Below are 15275 nucleotides of genomic sequence, written 5' to 3' on the forward strand. Positions count from 1 at the left end.
CCTTTTCTACTCACGCCTCTTTGACCTGAACGTTCAGCGTCGCTGTCACTTCGTTGTGTAACTTCAATGGTACTTTCGTAAAGCCGAGTGCCTTGATCGGATGCTCGAGCTCGATTTTGCGTTTATCGATCTTGTAGCCCATGCTCTTGAGTGCTTCTGCGATCTGTTTGCTTGTGACCGAACCGAAGACACGACCACCTTCACCAGCTTTTGTCGAGACGACGATCGTCTCTTTTTCGATTTTCTCTTTTAACGCTTGCGCATCAAGCAAGTTTTTTTTTGCTTCTTCTGCTGCTTTACGTTCATGTGCTTCATGTTGCTTCAAGTTGCCAGTCGTCGCAGGACGCGCTAACTTTTTCTTGAAAAGTACATTATTTGCATAAGCATCGGCGACGTCTTTGACGTCTCCTGCTTTACCTTGTCCTTTTACATCTTGTAAGAAAATAACCTTCATTCTGATTCCTCTCCTTTTGTCTCATCTTCTAGATATTGATCGATTGCTTTGCGCAAGGCATCTGCAACCGTGATGACCGATTCTGACATCTGCGTCGCCGCATTCGTCAAATGACCACCGCCACCGAGCGTCTCCATGATCAACTGGACATTGACCTCACCAAGCGAACGGGCACTGATCGCCGTCCGTCCATCTTGGAGTTCCGCGATGACGAAAGCGGCACGGATGCCTTGAAGCGACAGCAATTGATCGGCTGCTTGTGCAATCAAGACCTGGTCGTGAATGACACCAGGTTCCGCTGTCGCAATCGCCATCCCCTTCGTATAGACTTCCGAACGCTCGAGAATATGTGACTGCTCCACGTACGTTTCAAGGTCCTGACTGAGGAACTCTTGCACGAGCACCGTGTCAGCGCCTTGTGAACGCAAGTAAGACGCAGCATCGAACGTCCGGGAGCCGGTCCGAAGAGCGAAGCCTTTCGTATCGACGATGATTCCGGCAAGTAACGCCGTCGCCTCAAGCATCGATAGCTTCTGATTCGTCGGCTGATACTCGATCAGCTCGGTCACGAGTTCTGACGTCGACGACGCGTATGGCTCGAGATAGACGAGGACCGCATCTTCGATGAAATCCTCTCCGCGCCGGTGATGATCGATGACGACCATGTGCTCGAATCGATCGAGTAACGTCGGCACGACGACGAGCGACGGTTTGTGTGTATCGACGACGACGAGTAACGTCTGATCGTCAATTAACTGATCTGCTTGAAACGCATTGACGAACCGTGTCTCGAGTTGTGGTACTTCAGCGATCTCGTCCATCATCCGGCGAATCCCACGACCGATTTCTTCTGGCGGTAAAACGATATGCGCTTCCTTATCGTTCATTTCCGCAAGCTTCAAAATGCCGATCGCTGATCCGAGTGCATCCATATCCGGATTCTTATGCCCCATGATCAGGACACGGCTCGATTCCTGCATTAGGTCACGAAGCGAGTTGGCAATGACCCGAGCCCGGACACGTGTCCGTTTTTCTGTCGGATTCGTCTTGCCGCCATAAAAGCGGACTTTTCCATCACGTTTAATGACGACTTGGTCGCCTCCCCGTCCTAATGCGAGATCGAGACTCGACTGAGCCATCAGACCAAGCGCCGGAATCGGGTCACTTCCGCAACCAATTCCGATCGATAACGTCAACTGGACACCACGCTGACTCGTCTCTTCGCGAACGGTATCGAGAATCGTGAACTTCGATCGTTCGAGAATCCGGAGATTCTCTTCTGTCGTGACGATGAAATACCGATCAGATGCGGTCCGCTTGATATACGTCCCGTGTTCGGCTGCCCAGTGATTCAATAGTTGAGTGACACGACTGTTCAACTCACTGCGCAACTGATCTTCGATGCCTTGTGTCATCTCATCATAGTTATCGAGATAAATGACGCCGATGACCGTCTGATTGTCGACGAGTTGTTGTTCGACTTGTGCTTCTTCTGTCATATCAAACAGATAAAAAGTCCGGTTCTCATGGTTCGAAAAGACACGGTATACGGCATCACCGATTTCAAGCGTCGCCTGGTCCTCATTCGTCGCAACCATCTCGATGAATAAGGGATCAAGCTCATTGAGGGTCTGTCCCATCGAGACATCATCAAAGATGTCCCGCATCGGATCATTAAACCAGGTAACTAGTGTTTCCTCATCGTATAACAAAATCCCGATTGGCATGTTCGTCAATGCATCTTGTCCCGTCTCCTCGACTTGCATCGAGATTCCGGCGACATACGTTTCCCATGCCCTGCGCGCACGACGTTCTTCGTACAAGTGTAATCCGAAGAGGAGGGCAGTCACGACGGCTCCGATAGCGGAGATGATCGGTTCACGTACAGCGACGACGAGAAGCAGACCGACGATTAATAGATACGGAATGAAGCGAACGATGCGTCGTTCTCGTTCCGGTGATACTTGTTGACCTGACTCCATCGTGTCCTCCTTCTATGCTCTATAGGGTTCATTTAAATTTTTAGTAACTTATTTATTATAACCGAAAAGCAGGAGGGGATGAAAGGGAAGCGAAAAAAAGCACCACCCTCACGTATGAGGATGGTGCTACGAAATCAGTCAGCCACGTATGGGATTAAAGCCATTTGACGTGCGCGTTTGATTGCGATTGTAAGTGGACGTTGGTATTTCGCTGAAGTACCAGTCACACGACGTGGAAGAATCTTACCGCGTTCCGAAATGAAACGTTTGAGAAGTTCTACGTCTTTATAATCGATATGAGTGATGTGGTTCGACGTGAAGTAACATACTTTACGACGACGTTTTCCACCTGGACGACGTGCCATGTGATTAACCTCCTTTTAAGTTAAATTTTTCAGGACGATTTCCTTAGAACGGGAGATCGTCATCTGAAAGGTCGATCGAACTACCGCCGCTGAACGGATCAGCGCCGAAGCCCGAATTCGATGAAGCGGGTGCTGGCGAGGAAGAGTTGTTCTGCTGTTGCTGTGAACCCCATCCTGCAGCATTCCCGTTTCCACCAGTAGATGAAGCGTAGCCTTCGCTACCATCCGATGAACGGCTCGCGTTACGTGACTCAAGGAAGCGGACGCTATCAGCGACGACTTCCGCACGATAACGGCGTTGCCCTTCTTTATCGTCGTAGCTGCTAATCTGGAGGCGACCCTCTACACCAGCAAGACTACCCTTCTTCAAATACTGAGCAACGTTCTCTGCTTGCTTGCGCCAAACGACGCAATCGATGAAATCAGCTTCTCGCTTCCCATCTTGCCCTGTGAAAGGACGGTCACATGCGAGTGTGAATCGCGTTACCGCAATCCCGCTCTGCGTATAACGCATTTCCGGGTCACGAGTTAACCGACCGACTAAAACGACGCGGTTAATCATCAGAATCACTCTCCTGTTTCAGCTTATTTCTCGTCTTTTGTGATCATTAAGCGAACGATATCGTCACTGATCTTCATGAGACGGTCAAGTTCTTTTGTAGCTGCTGGTTCAGCAGAAACGTTAAGAAGAACGTAGAACCCTTCACGCATATCATTGATTTCGTAAGCGAAACGACGTTTACCCATTTCAGTTGTTTTATCAACTGTACCACCGTTATCAGTGAGGACTTTGTTGAAACGCTCCACTGTTGCTTTGCGTGCTTCCTCATCAAGTTCCGGACGGATGATGTAAAGTACTTCGTATTTACGCATATCTGTCACCTCCTCTTGGACTGGCGGCTCGAATGTTCGAGCAAGGAGCAATAATTCATTACTCACATTCGTTAATACTACCAAAGTATTTTGCTTTATGCAATAACGATTCGTTTTCGATTAGACGTTGAAGCGGAATGTGACGACATCGCCGTCTTGGAAGACATATTCCTTACCTTCTGAACGGTAACGTCCTTGTTCCTTCACTGTCGTCATGTTGCCTGCAGCTGCTAAATCTTCATACGCGACGACTTCTGCACGGATGAATCCGCGTTCGAAGTCCGAGTGGATGACACCCGCACATTGTGGGGCTTTCATCCCTTTTTTGAACGTCCAAGCGCGTACTTCTTTTTCACCTGCTGTGAAGTATGTCGCAAGACCAAGCGTGCTATACGCCGCGTGGATCAATTGATCAAGACCTGACTCTTCGATTCCGAGATCGACGAGGAACTCTTGGCGTTCTTCTGGCTCAAGCTCCGCAATCTCTTCTTCAATCCGTGCACAGATGACGATGACTTCTGCACCCTCTTTAGCTGCGAATTCACGAACGAGACGCACGTTCTCGTTGCTGTCCGCATCTGCGACTTCATCTTCACCGACGTTTGCGACGTAAAGCATCGGTTTCATCGTCAACAACTGGAAGTGTTTGACGATGGCTGCTTGATCTTCGTTCAATTCAGCCAAGCGTGCTGGTTTCTCGTCTTCGAGCAATGCCAACACGATTTCAAGTGCTTCGAGTTCAGCCGCTGCGTTTTTATCACGTGACTTAACTTGTTTTTGAACACGCTGGATCCGTTTTTCAACCTGCTCGAGGTCAGCAAGGATCAATTCGAGGTTGATCGTCTCAATATCATCGATCGGTGAGACTTTTCCTGAAACGTGAGTGATGTTTTCGTCAATGAAACAACGGACGACCTGACAAATCGCATCTACTTCACGAATGTTCGCGAGGAATTTATTTCCGAGCCCTTCACCTTTTGATGCTCCTTTTACGATACCAGCGATATCCGTGAATTCGAATGCTGTTGGGATCGTCTTTTTCGGGTTGACGAGTTCCGTCAATTTCCGAAGACGTGCATCTGGTACTTCAACGACACCGACGTTCGGGTCGATTGTTGCGAACGGGTAGTTCGCCGCCTCTACACCTGCTTGTGTGATGGCGTTAAAAAGTGTTGATTTTCCTACGTTTGGTAAGCCAACGATTCCTGCTGTTAATCCCACTTGGAATTCCTCCTTTTCGGTATTTCCTAGGAAATCCGTGCTAGCGGCCGCAGTGGGTAGAATGATTACACCACGTCAGCACATCTTTCACAATTATAGATAGTTCAATTTTTTTAAGCAAGGAGCTCGACCGTCTTTTTTAATCACGTCTTAAACGAAGGCAACTGCTCGGCTTACAAAAGACAATCAAAAAGCGGATCCAATCACAAGGATCAGATCCGCTTTTCGTCACTCTGGTAAGACTTTTTTCAATCGTTTATCAAAATCACGGCGTGGCATCAAGATGCTCGCCCCGCAACCTTGACATTTGATTCGGATATCCATGCCGACCCGAATGATTTGCCATCGGTTCGCACCGCATGGATGCTGCTTCTTCATCTCAACATAATCATGGAGTTGATACGTTTTTGGAATCATCCGTCTGTCCACCATTCTTTTGTTCTGGATTCATCATGACCATCCGTGGATACGGGATCTTGATGTTCTCTTCTTCTAGTCCTTGTTTCAATTCCTTACGGATGAGACGACCCGCTTGGAAGTGTTGCATCGGTGGTACTTCCGCCATCAAACGATAGACGACTTCAGAAGGACCAAGCGTCTGGACACCGAGCATTTGAATCGGTTCGACGAACATATCGACATACTTCTTCGTCGTCCGGTCCGCAATCTCATGCAAGACTTGTTCGACACGTTCGAGATCTTCGTCATACGAGACTTGAACGTCGACTAGCGCAAAACTGTTGTCGACCGAATAGTTCGTGACTTGCAAAATCTGACCGTTCGGGATGATATGGATCTCACCATTGAGTCCTTTTAACTTCGTCGTTCGAATCCCGAGTTCCGTTACGACACCTTCAATCACACCGACGCGTACATAATCTCCGACTTTAAACTGGCGTTCGAAGATGATGAACGCTCCGGTAATAATATCTTGCACCAAGTTCTTCGCACCGAACGAAATCGCAAGACCGGCGATTCCGGCACTGGCGACAAGACCGGTGATGTTGATTCCGAATTGACTGAGTACCGTCAACAACATGACGATTCCGAGCACGTAACGGATTGCATTTTGAAGCAACTTCAGCAGGGTTTCGTTCTGACGTTGTGCCAAGTAATCCTGTTCATTAATTTTCCTGATCGTAAAGAGACGTGAGACTGCCCCAGTCAAAACACGCGTTAACACGTAGAACGCCGCGATGATGATGAGCGCAATCAATAGTTTTATCCCAAAACGAATCCACATATCCGCATCCATTACTTGATTGATTAGTTTATCGACTTGGGCGACGGATTCTTGTACATCTTGATTGGTAGCCATTCTCTCCATCCTTTCTTGTTCTCTCTATTACGACAGTATACGTGATTTTAGTTGAGTTTCAACCAAAGAGCCGATTTTGACGTTAGATTTTCGGAAAAACCGGGAAAGGAAAATCATCTAAGAACCCTTCACTCTTGCCAACCCACCACGACACCGACACCAAGAGAAGAAAGGATGATTTCGATGAACTTCCGCTTTCATTCGCACGAGCCCAAGCCCTATTCTTTCTTTTTAGAATATACGGAACCGTTCGCGAAAGAACGCTTAGCCGAACAACTATTCGAACAAATCTCCGCTGTCCAAGAAAAACGACCAATCGTACTCGTCTGCATTGGTTCTGATCGTTCGACAGGTGACTCCCTTGGTCCACTAGTCGGGACATTTCTTGAAAAACAAGCACCTGCTCATCTTCACGTCTACGGCACACTCGCTAAACCTGTCCATGCACTGAATCTCGCCGAAACCATTCATTCGATCCAAACAACACATTACCGTCCGCTCGTCATTGCAATCGATGCGTGCCTCGGTCGACTTTCAAGCGTTGGACATGTCTTCTTCTCAGAAGGTCCACTTGCACCTGGTGCTGGCGTTCAAAAAGAGTTACCTGCGGTCGGTGACTTCAACATCAAGGCTGTCGTCAACGTCAGTGGGTTCATGGAGATGATGATCCTGCAGAACACACGCCTACATCTCGTTTATGAGTTAGCGGAACTTGTCGCGAACAGCTTCCACTTAGTCGATGCGAAACTATCCGCTGAATCAACTCGGACGACGATTTCCTTTACACCACGTTCGATGTAATCAAAAAGAAGCGAGCCGTCAGGATCGCTTCTTTTTATTGGTCTAATTCGGGCAATAACAAGTCGAGCAACCGGTTGAGATCGTCTTCGTCTGCAAAATCGATCTCTAGTTTCCCTGACTGTTTCCCTTGTTTAATCCGGACTGTCGCACCGTACTTTTCTCGAAGTGATTCTTCGACGAATTGAACGGCGGTCGCTTGTTGCGGACGAACGGATTCTTTCCGTTCCCGAAGTGCCTGCTCTAATCGACGGACGTTCCAGTTTTCCGCCATGACGCGTTCTGCCATCTGCTCGATCTTCTTTGGATGCTTCAGCGACAATAGGGCACGGGCATGTCCCATCGATAGCCGCTCATCCATCACTGCTTGTTGAACGAGTAACGGCAATTGTAGTAACCGAAGACTGTTCGTGATGTGCGAACGACTTTTGCCGACACGCTGCGCAAGCTCTGCTTGCGTGATACCGAATTCCTCGATCATCTCCGCATACGCCATCGCCTCTTCAATCGCGGATAAATCCGCCCGTTGGATGTTTTCGATCAAAGCGAGCTCCATCACGCGTGTCTCGTCTGCTTCGATTACGAGGACCGGTACACGTTCGAATCCTGCGCGACTCGCTGCTTGATACCGTCGTTCGCCGGCGATGATTTCATAATAGCCATCACGTGGTCGGACGACGATCGGTTGGATCATCCCGTGCCGAACGAGTGATTGGGCGAGTTCTTCTAATGCTTTTTCATTGAATCGTTTCCGGGGTTGAGTCGGATTCGGGCGAATCGCCCGAACAGGTAATTCGTTCACTTGCCTTCTCTCCTAAACGTAGCGGAAGGCACGACCGCTTATTCCGGACGTGCCTTCACGATGCGAATCCGCACCTCTACATATTCTTCACAATCGACTTCTTCTTTTTCAATCGTCAATCCGGTTTGCTCGATCATATCGACAGAATCGCGAAGGGTATTTAACGCAATCCGTGTATCGCGAGCAAAGCTCTTATGACGTTTTTTCTTCGGTGGCTGTGGTGTCATCAATCGTTCCACCCGGCGCTCCGTCTCCTTGACGTTCCATTCCCGTTCCAGAATTTCAGCGAGTACCGTTACTTGTAGCGCTTCATCCTTGAGCGGTAATAACGCACGGGCATGACGCTCCGTGATCGTCCGTTGCTTCAATGCTTCCCGGACATCCGTTGGCAATCGAAGCAAACGCAATTTGTTGGCAATCGTCGATTGACTACGTCCGAGCTTACGAGCTAACACTTCTTGCGTGATGTCTTGTAACGCAAGCAAGCGCTCATAGGCTTCTGCTTCTTCGATTGGTGTCAAATCTTCGCGTTGCAGATTTTCAATCAATGCCAGTGAAGCAGTCGTCTCGTCCGTCATCTCTTTGACGATGGCAGGAATCGTTTCCCAGCCAAGCGAGCGCACTGCCCGGTATCGTCGTTCTCCCGCAATGATCTCGTATCCTGTTCCTTGTTTTCGAACGACGATCGGCTGGAGTAATCCATGCTCTTCGATCGTAACGGCTAGCTCTTCAATTCGGTCCCCATCAAACACTGTCCGTGGTTGGAATTGATTCGCGACAAGTTCTGTCAATGGTAATTCCTGAACCGTCTCTTGTGGGTCAAGCTCGATCGTAGCAGGTTGCCCTCCCTTACCGAGCAGCTTGGCAATTGCATTTCTCACGTTGGCGCACCTCACCTTTATCAGTCATCGTTTCACGTGAAACGGTGTTTAGCTTAATGGATCTTTTGCAGGCGTACCCGCTTTACGCGGATATTTCCCGGGTGTTGTTCGTTTTTTATCTACAATAACGATATTACGCTCACTTTCCTCGCCTGGCAATTGGAACTGGAAACTTTCCCGTAAATTCCCACCGAGTACTTTTAAGGCAATCGCACCATCCTCGAGCTCTTCACTGACTTTCGCTGCCTTCAAGGCAACGAATTGTCCACCGACTTTCGCAAGCGGTAGGCAATATTCCGCGAGAACGGACATCCGGGCGACCGCACGAGCTGTCACGACGTCGAACCGTTCGCGGAATTGTTTATTTTTACCGAACTCTTCGGCACGTCCATGATGAAACGCCACACCTTCGAGTCCGAGTTCCGTCGCCAAATGATTCAAGAAGCCGATTCGTTTATTGAGTGAATCAACGATCGTCACTTGGAGATGCGGGAACATGATTTTAATCGGTAGACTTGGGAAACCAGCACCCGCACCAACATCACAAACCGTCGTGACTGTCGTGAAATCAAAATAGAACGCTGCTGTAATCGAATCGTAGAAGTGCTTGAGATAGACATCTTCTTCGTCCGTTATCGCCGTCAGATTCATCTTTTCATTCCACTCGACGAGCAGTTCATAATACCGTTTAAATTGATGCAACTGATGTTCTGAGACCTCAAGTCCCTGTGCTGCCAATGCTGTTACGAATTGCTGTTGGTTCATCTCGTTCACTCCGCAGTCAATGCGTATTGGCCTTGCTCGATATAGACAAGCAGGATCGAGATATCAGACGGGTTAACCCCTGAGATCCGAGATGCTTGTCCGATCGAGAGCGGACGCACTTGGTTTAGTTTTTGTTTCGCTTCGATCGCTAATCCACTGATCGCATCGTAATCAAGACGATCTGGAATCCGTTTTTGCTCCATCCGCATCATTTTTTCCACTTGATCGAGTTGTTTATCGATGTAGCCGGCATATTTGACTTGGATTTCGACTTGTTCTGCTGCTTCTGCAGACAGTGGTGTTTCCGGTGGCGTCATTTGCGCGATCATCGCGTACGTGATTTCCGGACGCTTCAGTAACGTGATCGCATGCAAAGCCTCTTTTAGTGGTGACGCACCAATCGCTTCTAGCTGTGCATTCACTTCTGGCGTCGCTTTGATAACGACTTTCTCAAGACGTTTCATCTCAAGACGGATTTGCTTTTGTTTATCGAGTAACTTCGCTTGGCGTTCGTCTGAAATCAATCCAAGTTCATGACCGATTTCTGATAGACGAAGATCCGCATTATCATGACGGAGTAACAAACGATACTCAGCACGTGACGTCAAAAGACGGTACGGTTCGTTCGTACCTTTCGTGACGAGATCGTCAATCATGACACCGATATAACCTTGTGAACGTGATAAGATGAGCGGTTCTTTGCCTTGGACTTGAAGTCCGGCATTGATCCCTGCCATGATTCCTTGTCCGGCTGCTTCTTCGTAGCCACTTGTTCCGTTGATTTGACCTGCTGTGAATAAACCAGGAACACGTTTTGTCTCGAGCGTTGGCCAAAGTTGTGTCGGAACGACCGCATCGTATTCAATCGCGTAACCAGGACGCATCATTTCAGAGTTTTCAAGCCCTGGAATCGAGCGGAGAATATCGTGTTGAACGTCTTCCGGCAAGCTTGTTGATAATCCTTGAACGTAGACTTCTTCCGTATCGCGACCTTCCGGCTCAAGGAAGATTTGGTGACGCGGTTTATCGTTGAACCGGACGACCTTATCTTCGATCGATGGGCAATAACGTGGACCCGTTCCTTTGATCATTCCTGAGAACATCGGTGAACGGTGTAAGTTCGCATCGATCAACTGATGCGTATACTCTGTCGTATACGTCAACCAGCATGGAATTTGTTCCGTGATCATCTGAGTCGTTTCATGACTAAACGGAAGTGCTACCTCATCGCCGGGTTGGATCTCAGTCTTCGAATAATCGATCGTTTTTCCGTCGATTCGCGGTGGTGTACCTGTTTTGAAACGTGCGAGTTCGAATCCAAGTTCTTCAAGATGTTTCGATAGATTGATCGATGGCATCTGATTGTTCGGACCACTCTCATACGACAATTCACCGATGATGATTTTTCCACGCATGAACGTTCCTGTCGTGATGATGACCGCTTTCGCTCGATACTCCGCTCCTGTGTTCGTGACGACACCAACACAGCGTCCTTCGTCGTCAATCAACAACCGCTCGACGAGTGCTTGACGCAAAAGAAGATTCGGTTCATCTTCGAGTGCCTTTTTCATCCGATTTTGGTATTCGAATTTATCCGCCTGTGCCCGGAGTGCACGCACTGCAGGACCTTTAGACGTGTTCAACATTTTCATTTGAATATACGTTGCATCGATTGCACGTGCCATTTCGCCACCGAGCGCATCGATTTCCCGGACGACGATCCCTTTTGCAGGACCACCGATCGACGGGTTGCAATACATGAATCCGACCATATCGGGATTCATTGTCAACATGACCGTTTTCGAGCCCATTCGTGCCGCAGCAAGAGAGGCTTCGATGCCGGCATGTCCGGCTCCGACGACGATGACGTCGAATTCACCTGCTTGATAAGCCATAGTACTGGTTCCTCCTTCTTAATTCCACACGCAGTCGTCTCGAATTATTTCCCAAGACAGAACTGCGAAAACAACTGATCCAATAAACTATCCTGTGCTGTATCACCATTGATCTCGCCAAGCGTATCCCACGCTCGTCGTAAATCGATCTGTACCATGTCGATCGGCATCGCTGCTTCTGCTGCACCGAGAGCATCTTCAATCATTTGACTCGCTCGTTTGATGAGCTGGATGTGACGCGCATTTGAGACGTACGTCATATCCTGACTTTCGACACCCTGTTCAAAGAACAGACTCGCAATCGCTGCTTCAAGATCGTTGACGCCTGCTTCTTCGAGCAAGGATGTCGTAACGATTGGTCGACCATCAGCAAGTTCCGTGACACGCGCCAAATCAATCTGTTGCGCCAGGTCACTCTTGTTGACGATGATGATCGCGTTCATCCCTTTGATCGCTTCAAACAGCAAAACATCCTCATCTGTCAGAACATCGTTTCCGTTTAAGACGAGTAAGATCAAATCAGCTGTCTTTAATGCTTGACGTGATTTTTCAACACCCATCCGTTCGACGATATCTTCCGTCTCGCGAATCCCTGCCGTATCGATCAACTTCAACGGTACACCACGAACGTTGACGTACTCCTCGATCGTATCGCGCGTCGTTCCCGCGATATCCGTAACGATGGCCTTTGCTTCTTGCACCAATGTGTTGAGCAAAGACGACTTTCCGACGTTCGGACGACCGATGATCGCTGTGGATAACCCTTCGCGCAAGATTTTCCCTTGGCGTGCCGTTGTTAATAACTCTGCTAGAATCGCACGAACAGCACCCGCATCGCGTTCGACGATCTGTTGCGTCATCTCTTCTGCATCGTATTCGGGGTAATCGATATTGACTTCGATCGCAGCAATCGTTTGTAGCAATTGTTGACGTAAGTCTTGGACGAGTTTTGAAAGACGCCCTTCAATCTGACTAACGGCGACATGCATCGCTCGGTCCGTTTTCGCCCGGATCAGATCCATGACGGCTTCCGCCTGCGACAAATCGATTCGCCCGTTCAAAAACGCGCGTTTCGTAAATTCACCAGGTTCCGCTAACCGAACTTCCGGTTGTGCGAGGATGAGTTCGAGGACACGATTGACCGCGACGACTCCTCCATGACAATTCAATTCGATGACATCTTCACGTGTAAACGTTTTTGGTGCGCGCATGACACTCACCATTACTTCATCGACGACACGATCCGCCTCGTGGTCGACCAATTTCCCGTAATGAATCGTATGGGTTGGTACTTCCGTCAAGCGGTTGCTCCCTTTATAGACACGGTCGGCTACAGCGACTGCATCAGGACCTGATAAGCGAACGATCGCAATCGCCCCTTCTCCCATCGGCGTCGAAATCGCGGCAATCGTATCAAATTCCATCATCCGTTCTTCCACCTCGTTTTTCTTCTGTCTTTTTATGAGTATTTAATCCTTAATTATTACAATGGGTATAACGAAACAACTATACACGAAATGACGCAAAAGAAAAAGAGCGACACTCTGTCAAAACAAAGCGTCGCTCTTCAAATATTAGCGTTTCTTTTTCGATTTTTTAGGAGCCGGTGCTGCTTGTGCCGCTTCTTTTTCACGTTTAGCAGCCATTGTCGCTTCCGTCTGCAACTTAATCTTTTCACGCATTGGCTTCATGATGACGATCGTAACGATGATCGAGAAGATGTAACCGACGACCCAGTAAAGAGAAAGGGCAGATGGGAGTGTAACCCCCATGATGAAAATCATGATCGGGAAGACATAAAGCATGATTTTCATTTGTGGATTGTCTTCTTGACCTGCCATCGAGATCTTTTGCTGGAGATACGTTAGTACCGCAGACATGATCGGCAAGATGAAGAATGGATCCGGTTTCCCAAGGTCGAACCAAAGGAATGTGTGTTGGAAAATAGCCGGTGTATAGATGATGGCGTTGTAGAACGCGATCAAGATCGGCATTTGGATCAAAATCGGCAAACAGCCTGCAAGCGGATTGACGTTATGCTCTTGGTAGAGCTTCATCATTTCCTGTTGCAATTTTTGTTGCGTTTCTTGGTCTTTTGAGCTGTATTTTTCACGAAGTTTCATCATTTCTGGTTGAATGACTTGCATTCCACCCATACTCTTCGTTTGTTTGATCATCAATGGAAGGATGACAAGACGAACGAGAAGTGTCGTAATGATGATCCCGATACCGTAATCACCGCTAAAGAACTGTGAAATCTCACGAATCAACCACGCCATCGGCCAAACGAAGTAATGTTTCCAAAAACCTTCTGTGTCTGCTGTGATCGGTTCACCAGTACCATACGAGCTAGGTGTACAACCGGATAATACGATCGCGAGCACGGACATGAGTCCGAGAGTTAACCAAATCTTAGTTCTCTTGTTCATAATTCCTCCTAGAAATTGTTTACGCTTTGTCGAACGCCATCTTCTTCTATAGTAAGGCAAGGAAAGGGAGCGCCGTACAAATCAACAGGATGCATTGCTACGATTCATTTTTTTGATCGCATCCAGACACCGGAACGTTTAAGGACGTGACGGAGACTGTCAGCCACTTCTTGCGCGGTCATCTTAGCGGCCGGATTGCGCGCGATGATCACCAAATCATAATTCGGGGCAATCGAGGCTTCATGCTGCTGGCATGCTTCCCGAAGATACCGTTTTACCTGATTCCGGACGACGGCATTCCCGATTTTCTTACTGACGGATAAACCAACCCGAAAGTGAGTCTGTTGCTCCTTTTTCAAGGCATACACGACAAATTGCCGATTTGCGACAGAGGCTCCTTTAGTAAACACCGCTTGGAACTCCTTGTCTTTCTTGACGCGGTATTCCTTCTTCACCTTATTCACACTCCATCCTGACACTACGAAAATTCGTCGTCTCTCATCATATCATAGAATAAACATGCGACGCGATAGGGCGCATGTGACAAAAGCAGGAACACACGAAAAAACATAAAAAAAATCACCTCGGATCATGCCCGAAGTGATGGATGCATCAATGCATTAGACAGTCAAGGCTTTGCGGCCCTTAAGACGGCGAGCAGCCAAGATACGGCGGCCACTCTTCGTAGCCATACGCGCACGGAATCCGTGAACTTTTTTACGCTTACGGTTGTTTGGGTTGAAAGTTGGTTTCATTCGTCTGCACCTCCTTTAAAAGATTTTTATAACCAATTGTTATTTTCTACTTTAAGGCAGTCTTGTACATTATATAAACTGATTGTGGCATTGTCAATGAAAGTTCGGAAGATTTCTTGTCCTGCTTAAGGGATTTCTGGTTCGAAAACAGGCGATAGGATTCGACTGAGCAAACTCTATTACGCGATAGAATACATATGGATCATGGAGGGGATGTTTGTAGACTTATCCACCTATCCACAGACTTATCCACATTATCCACACTTTCCGTGGATAACTCTTCACTTTGTCTACAATAGTATTTTTTAAAATCGACGTCAATCCTCGATTTTGGATTCTCTTTTTACACTTCTTTTGCATTTTGTGAATAACTCTTTTTTGACGCTTCCTCTTTCGAAAAGTTATCCACCTCTTATCCACAATTTATCCACACTATCCACAGCTTGTGGGTAACTACCTGTGGACGGTTTAATTTACTTGTGGATAAATCATTCCAACCATTGCCAGGGCTCATTTCTTTTGATACACTAATTGTGCATAACATGATCCTGATCGTTCAGGACAAAACAAGTTATACACACCCTGTGGATAACTTTATACACAGATTCAACTGCCTGTGGATAACGTTATCCACAGTTTTTACGTTATGGGGATAAGTCGAGTTTCTTCATTAACTTTGTCTGTGTATAAGCCTGTGTACAAAAATTTTCTATCTTGATAAAAAAAGGGGGGTATTT

Annotated in this window: 17 protein-coding genes; 1 reads left to right on the plus strand and 16 read right to left on the minus strand. The window is 47.7% G+C overall.

What is annotated here, in order from left to right:
- Nucleotides 1-10: 10 nt before the first annotated feature.
- The 8 genes from rplI to K6T22_RS16440 all read right to left on the minus strand — a co-directional run bounded on the left by rplI (nt 11) and on the right by K6T22_RS16440 (nt 6213).
- Entirely contained in the window at nt 11-454 is a 444-nt protein-coding gene (gene rplI, locus K6T22_RS16405) for a 50S ribosomal protein L9 (RefSeq protein ID WP_238238318.1), read from the minus strand.
- The gene (locus K6T22_RS16410; RefSeq protein WP_238238319.1) at nt 451-2436 is read right to left on the minus strand and encodes a DHH family phosphoesterase; all 1986 of its coding nucleotides are present in this window, start codon (nt 2434-2436) and stop codon (nt 451-453) included. The genes rplI and K6T22_RS16410 overlap by 4 nt, the downstream gene beginning before the upstream one ends.
- Nucleotides 2437-2570: 134 nt before the next feature.
- Nucleotides 2571-2801 (minus strand): 30S ribosomal protein S18, encoded by a 231-nt coding sequence (rpsR, locus tag K6T22_RS16415; protein WP_023469849.1) that lies wholly within the window; start codon nt 2799-2801, stop codon nt 2571-2573.
- Between the two features lie 43 nt (nt 2802-2844).
- Nucleotides 2845-3363: a single-stranded DNA-binding protein gene (ssb, locus tag K6T22_RS16420; RefSeq protein WP_023469850.1), complete on the minus strand. Its 519-nt coding sequence runs from the start codon at nt 3361-3363 to the stop codon at nt 2845-2847.
- Between the two features lie 23 nt (nt 3364-3386).
- On the minus strand, nt 3387-3674 hold the full coding sequence (gene rpsF, locus K6T22_RS16425; RefSeq protein ID WP_023469851.1) for a 30S ribosomal protein S6: 288 nt from the start codon (nt 3672-3674) through the stop codon (nt 3387-3389).
- 120 nt (nt 3675-3794) lie between these two features.
- Complete coding sequence (gene ychF / locus K6T22_RS16430) at nt 3795-4895, minus strand: redox-regulated ATPase YchF (protein ID WP_029343022.1); 1101 nt, start codon at nt 4893-4895, stop codon at nt 3795-3797.
- Nucleotides 4896-5123: 228 nt separating this feature from the next.
- Complete coding sequence (locus K6T22_RS16435; protein ID WP_238238320.1) at nt 5124-5312, minus strand: DUF951 domain-containing protein; 189 nt, start codon at nt 5310-5312, stop codon at nt 5124-5126.
- Nucleotides 5284-6213 carry a mechanosensitive ion channel family protein gene (locus K6T22_RS16440; RefSeq protein WP_238238321.1) on the minus strand — a complete coding sequence of 310 codons (930 nt, stop codon included), beginning with the start codon at nt 6211-6213 and terminating at the stop codon, nt 5284-5286. Before K6T22_RS16440 ends, K6T22_RS16435 begins: the two co-directional genes overlap by 29 nt.
- Nucleotides 6214-6396: 183 nt before the next feature.
- Here K6T22_RS16440 and yyaC point away from each other — a divergent pair, with 183 nt between their 5' ends.
- Nucleotides 6397-7014 carry a spore protease YyaC gene (gene yyaC, locus K6T22_RS16445; protein ID WP_238238323.1) on the plus strand — a complete coding sequence of 206 codons (618 nt, stop codon included), beginning with the start codon at nt 6397-6399 and terminating at the stop codon, nt 7012-7014.
- 34 nt (nt 7015-7048) lie between these two features.
- On the opposite strand, the gene K6T22_RS16450 is transcribed toward yyaC, so the two are convergent.
- The 8 genes from K6T22_RS16450 to rpmH all read right to left on the minus strand — a co-directional run bounded on the left by K6T22_RS16450 (nt 7049) and on the right by rpmH (nt 14538).
- Nucleotides 7049-7813, minus strand: coding sequence for a ParB/RepB/Spo0J family partition protein (locus K6T22_RS16450; RefSeq protein ID WP_238238324.1), 765 nt, complete (start codon nt 7811-7813; stop codon nt 7049-7051).
- A 38-nt stretch (nt 7814-7851) separates the two neighbouring features.
- Nucleotides 7852-8694 carry a nucleoid occlusion protein gene (gene noc / locus K6T22_RS16455; RefSeq protein WP_023469857.1) on the minus strand — a complete coding sequence of 281 codons (843 nt, stop codon included), beginning with the start codon at nt 8692-8694 and terminating at the stop codon, nt 7852-7854.
- 48 nt (nt 8695-8742) lie between these two features.
- The gene (rsmG, locus tag K6T22_RS16460) at nt 8743-9459 is read right to left on the minus strand and encodes a 16S rRNA (guanine(527)-N(7))-methyltransferase RsmG (protein ID WP_023469858.1); all 717 of its coding nucleotides are present in this window, start codon (nt 9457-9459) and stop codon (nt 8743-8745) included.
- Nucleotides 9460-9464: 5 nt separating this feature from the next.
- Entirely contained in the window at nt 9465-11354 is a 1890-nt protein-coding gene (mnmG, locus tag K6T22_RS16465; protein WP_238238325.1) for a tRNA uridine-5-carboxymethylaminomethyl(34) synthesis enzyme MnmG, read from the minus strand.
- Nucleotides 11355-11398: 44 nt separating this feature from the next.
- Nucleotides 11399-12781, minus strand: a complete 1383-nt coding sequence (gene mnmE / locus K6T22_RS16470) for a tRNA uridine-5-carboxymethylaminomethyl(34) synthesis GTPase MnmE (RefSeq protein ID WP_023469860.1) — start codon at nt 12779-12781, stop codon at nt 11399-11401.
- A 147-nt stretch (nt 12782-12928) separates the two neighbouring features.
- Entirely contained in the window at nt 12929-13783 is an 855-nt protein-coding gene (gene yidC, locus K6T22_RS16475) for a membrane protein insertase YidC (RefSeq protein ID WP_023469861.1), read from the minus strand.
- 104 nt (nt 13784-13887) lie between these two features.
- Nucleotides 13888-14238: a ribonuclease P protein component gene (gene rnpA, locus K6T22_RS16480; RefSeq protein WP_023469862.1), complete on the minus strand. Its 351-nt coding sequence runs from the start codon at nt 14236-14238 to the stop codon at nt 13888-13890.
- Between the two features lie 165 nt (nt 14239-14403).
- Complete coding sequence (gene rpmH / locus K6T22_RS16485) at nt 14404-14538, minus strand: 50S ribosomal protein L34 (protein WP_012371910.1); 135 nt, start codon at nt 14536-14538, stop codon at nt 14404-14406.
- Nucleotides 14539-15275: the final 737 nt, after the last annotated feature.

It is taken from the genome of Exiguobacterium acetylicum (assembly GCF_022170825.1).
GTDB classification, from domain to species: domain Bacteria; phylum Bacillota; class Bacilli; order Exiguobacteriales; family Exiguobacteriaceae; genus Exiguobacterium_A; species Exiguobacterium_A acetylicum_B.

Bases quoted from the DNA above. Each gene is read 5' to 3' on its own strand.
- rplI (WP_238238318.1), bottom strand. From the start codon at position 454: ATGAAGGTTATTTTCTTACAAGATGTAAAAGGACAAGGTAAAGCAGGA.
- K6T22_RS16410 (WP_238238319.1), bottom strand. From the start codon at position 2,436: ATGGAGTCAGGTCAACAAGTATCACCGGAACGAGAACGACGCATCGTT.
- rpsR (WP_023469849.1), bottom strand. From the start codon at position 2,801: ATGGCACGTCGTCCAGGTGGAAAACGTCGTCGTAAAGTATGTTACTTC.
- ssb (WP_023469850.1), bottom strand. From the start codon at position 3,363: ATGATTAACCGCGTCGTTTTAGTCGGTCGGTTAACTCGTGACCCGGAA.
- rpsF (WP_023469851.1), bottom strand. From the start codon at position 3,674: ATGCGTAAATACGAAGTACTTTACATCATCCGTCCGGAACTTGATGAG.
- K6T22_RS16435 (WP_238238320.1), bottom strand. From the start codon at position 5,312: ATGATTCCAAAAACGTATCAACTCCATGATTATGTTGAGATGAAGAAG.
- K6T22_RS16440 (WP_238238321.1), bottom strand. From the start codon at position 6,213: ATGGCTACCAATCAAGATGTACAAGAATCCGTCGCCCAAGTCGATAAA.
- yyaC (WP_238238323.1), top strand. From the start codon at position 6,397: ATGAACTTCCGCTTTCATTCGCACGAGCCCAAGCCCTATTCTTTCTTT.
- rsmG (WP_023469858.1), bottom strand. From the start codon at position 9,459: ATGAACCAACAGCAATTCGTAACAGCATTGGCAGCACAGGGACTTGAG.
- mnmG (WP_238238325.1), bottom strand. From the start codon at position 11,354: ATGGCTTATCAAGCAGGTGAATTCGACGTCATCGTCGTCGGAGCCGGA.
- mnmE (WP_023469860.1), bottom strand. From the start codon at position 12,781: ATGATGGAATTTGATACGATTGCCGCGATTTCGACGCCGATGGGAGAA.
- yidC (WP_023469861.1), bottom strand. From the start codon at position 13,783: ATGAACAAGAGAACTAAGATTTGGTTAACTCTCGGACTCATGTCCGTG.
- rpmH (WP_012371910.1), bottom strand. From the start codon at position 14,538: ATGAAACCAACTTTCAACCCAAACAACCGTAAGCGTAAAAAAGTTCAC.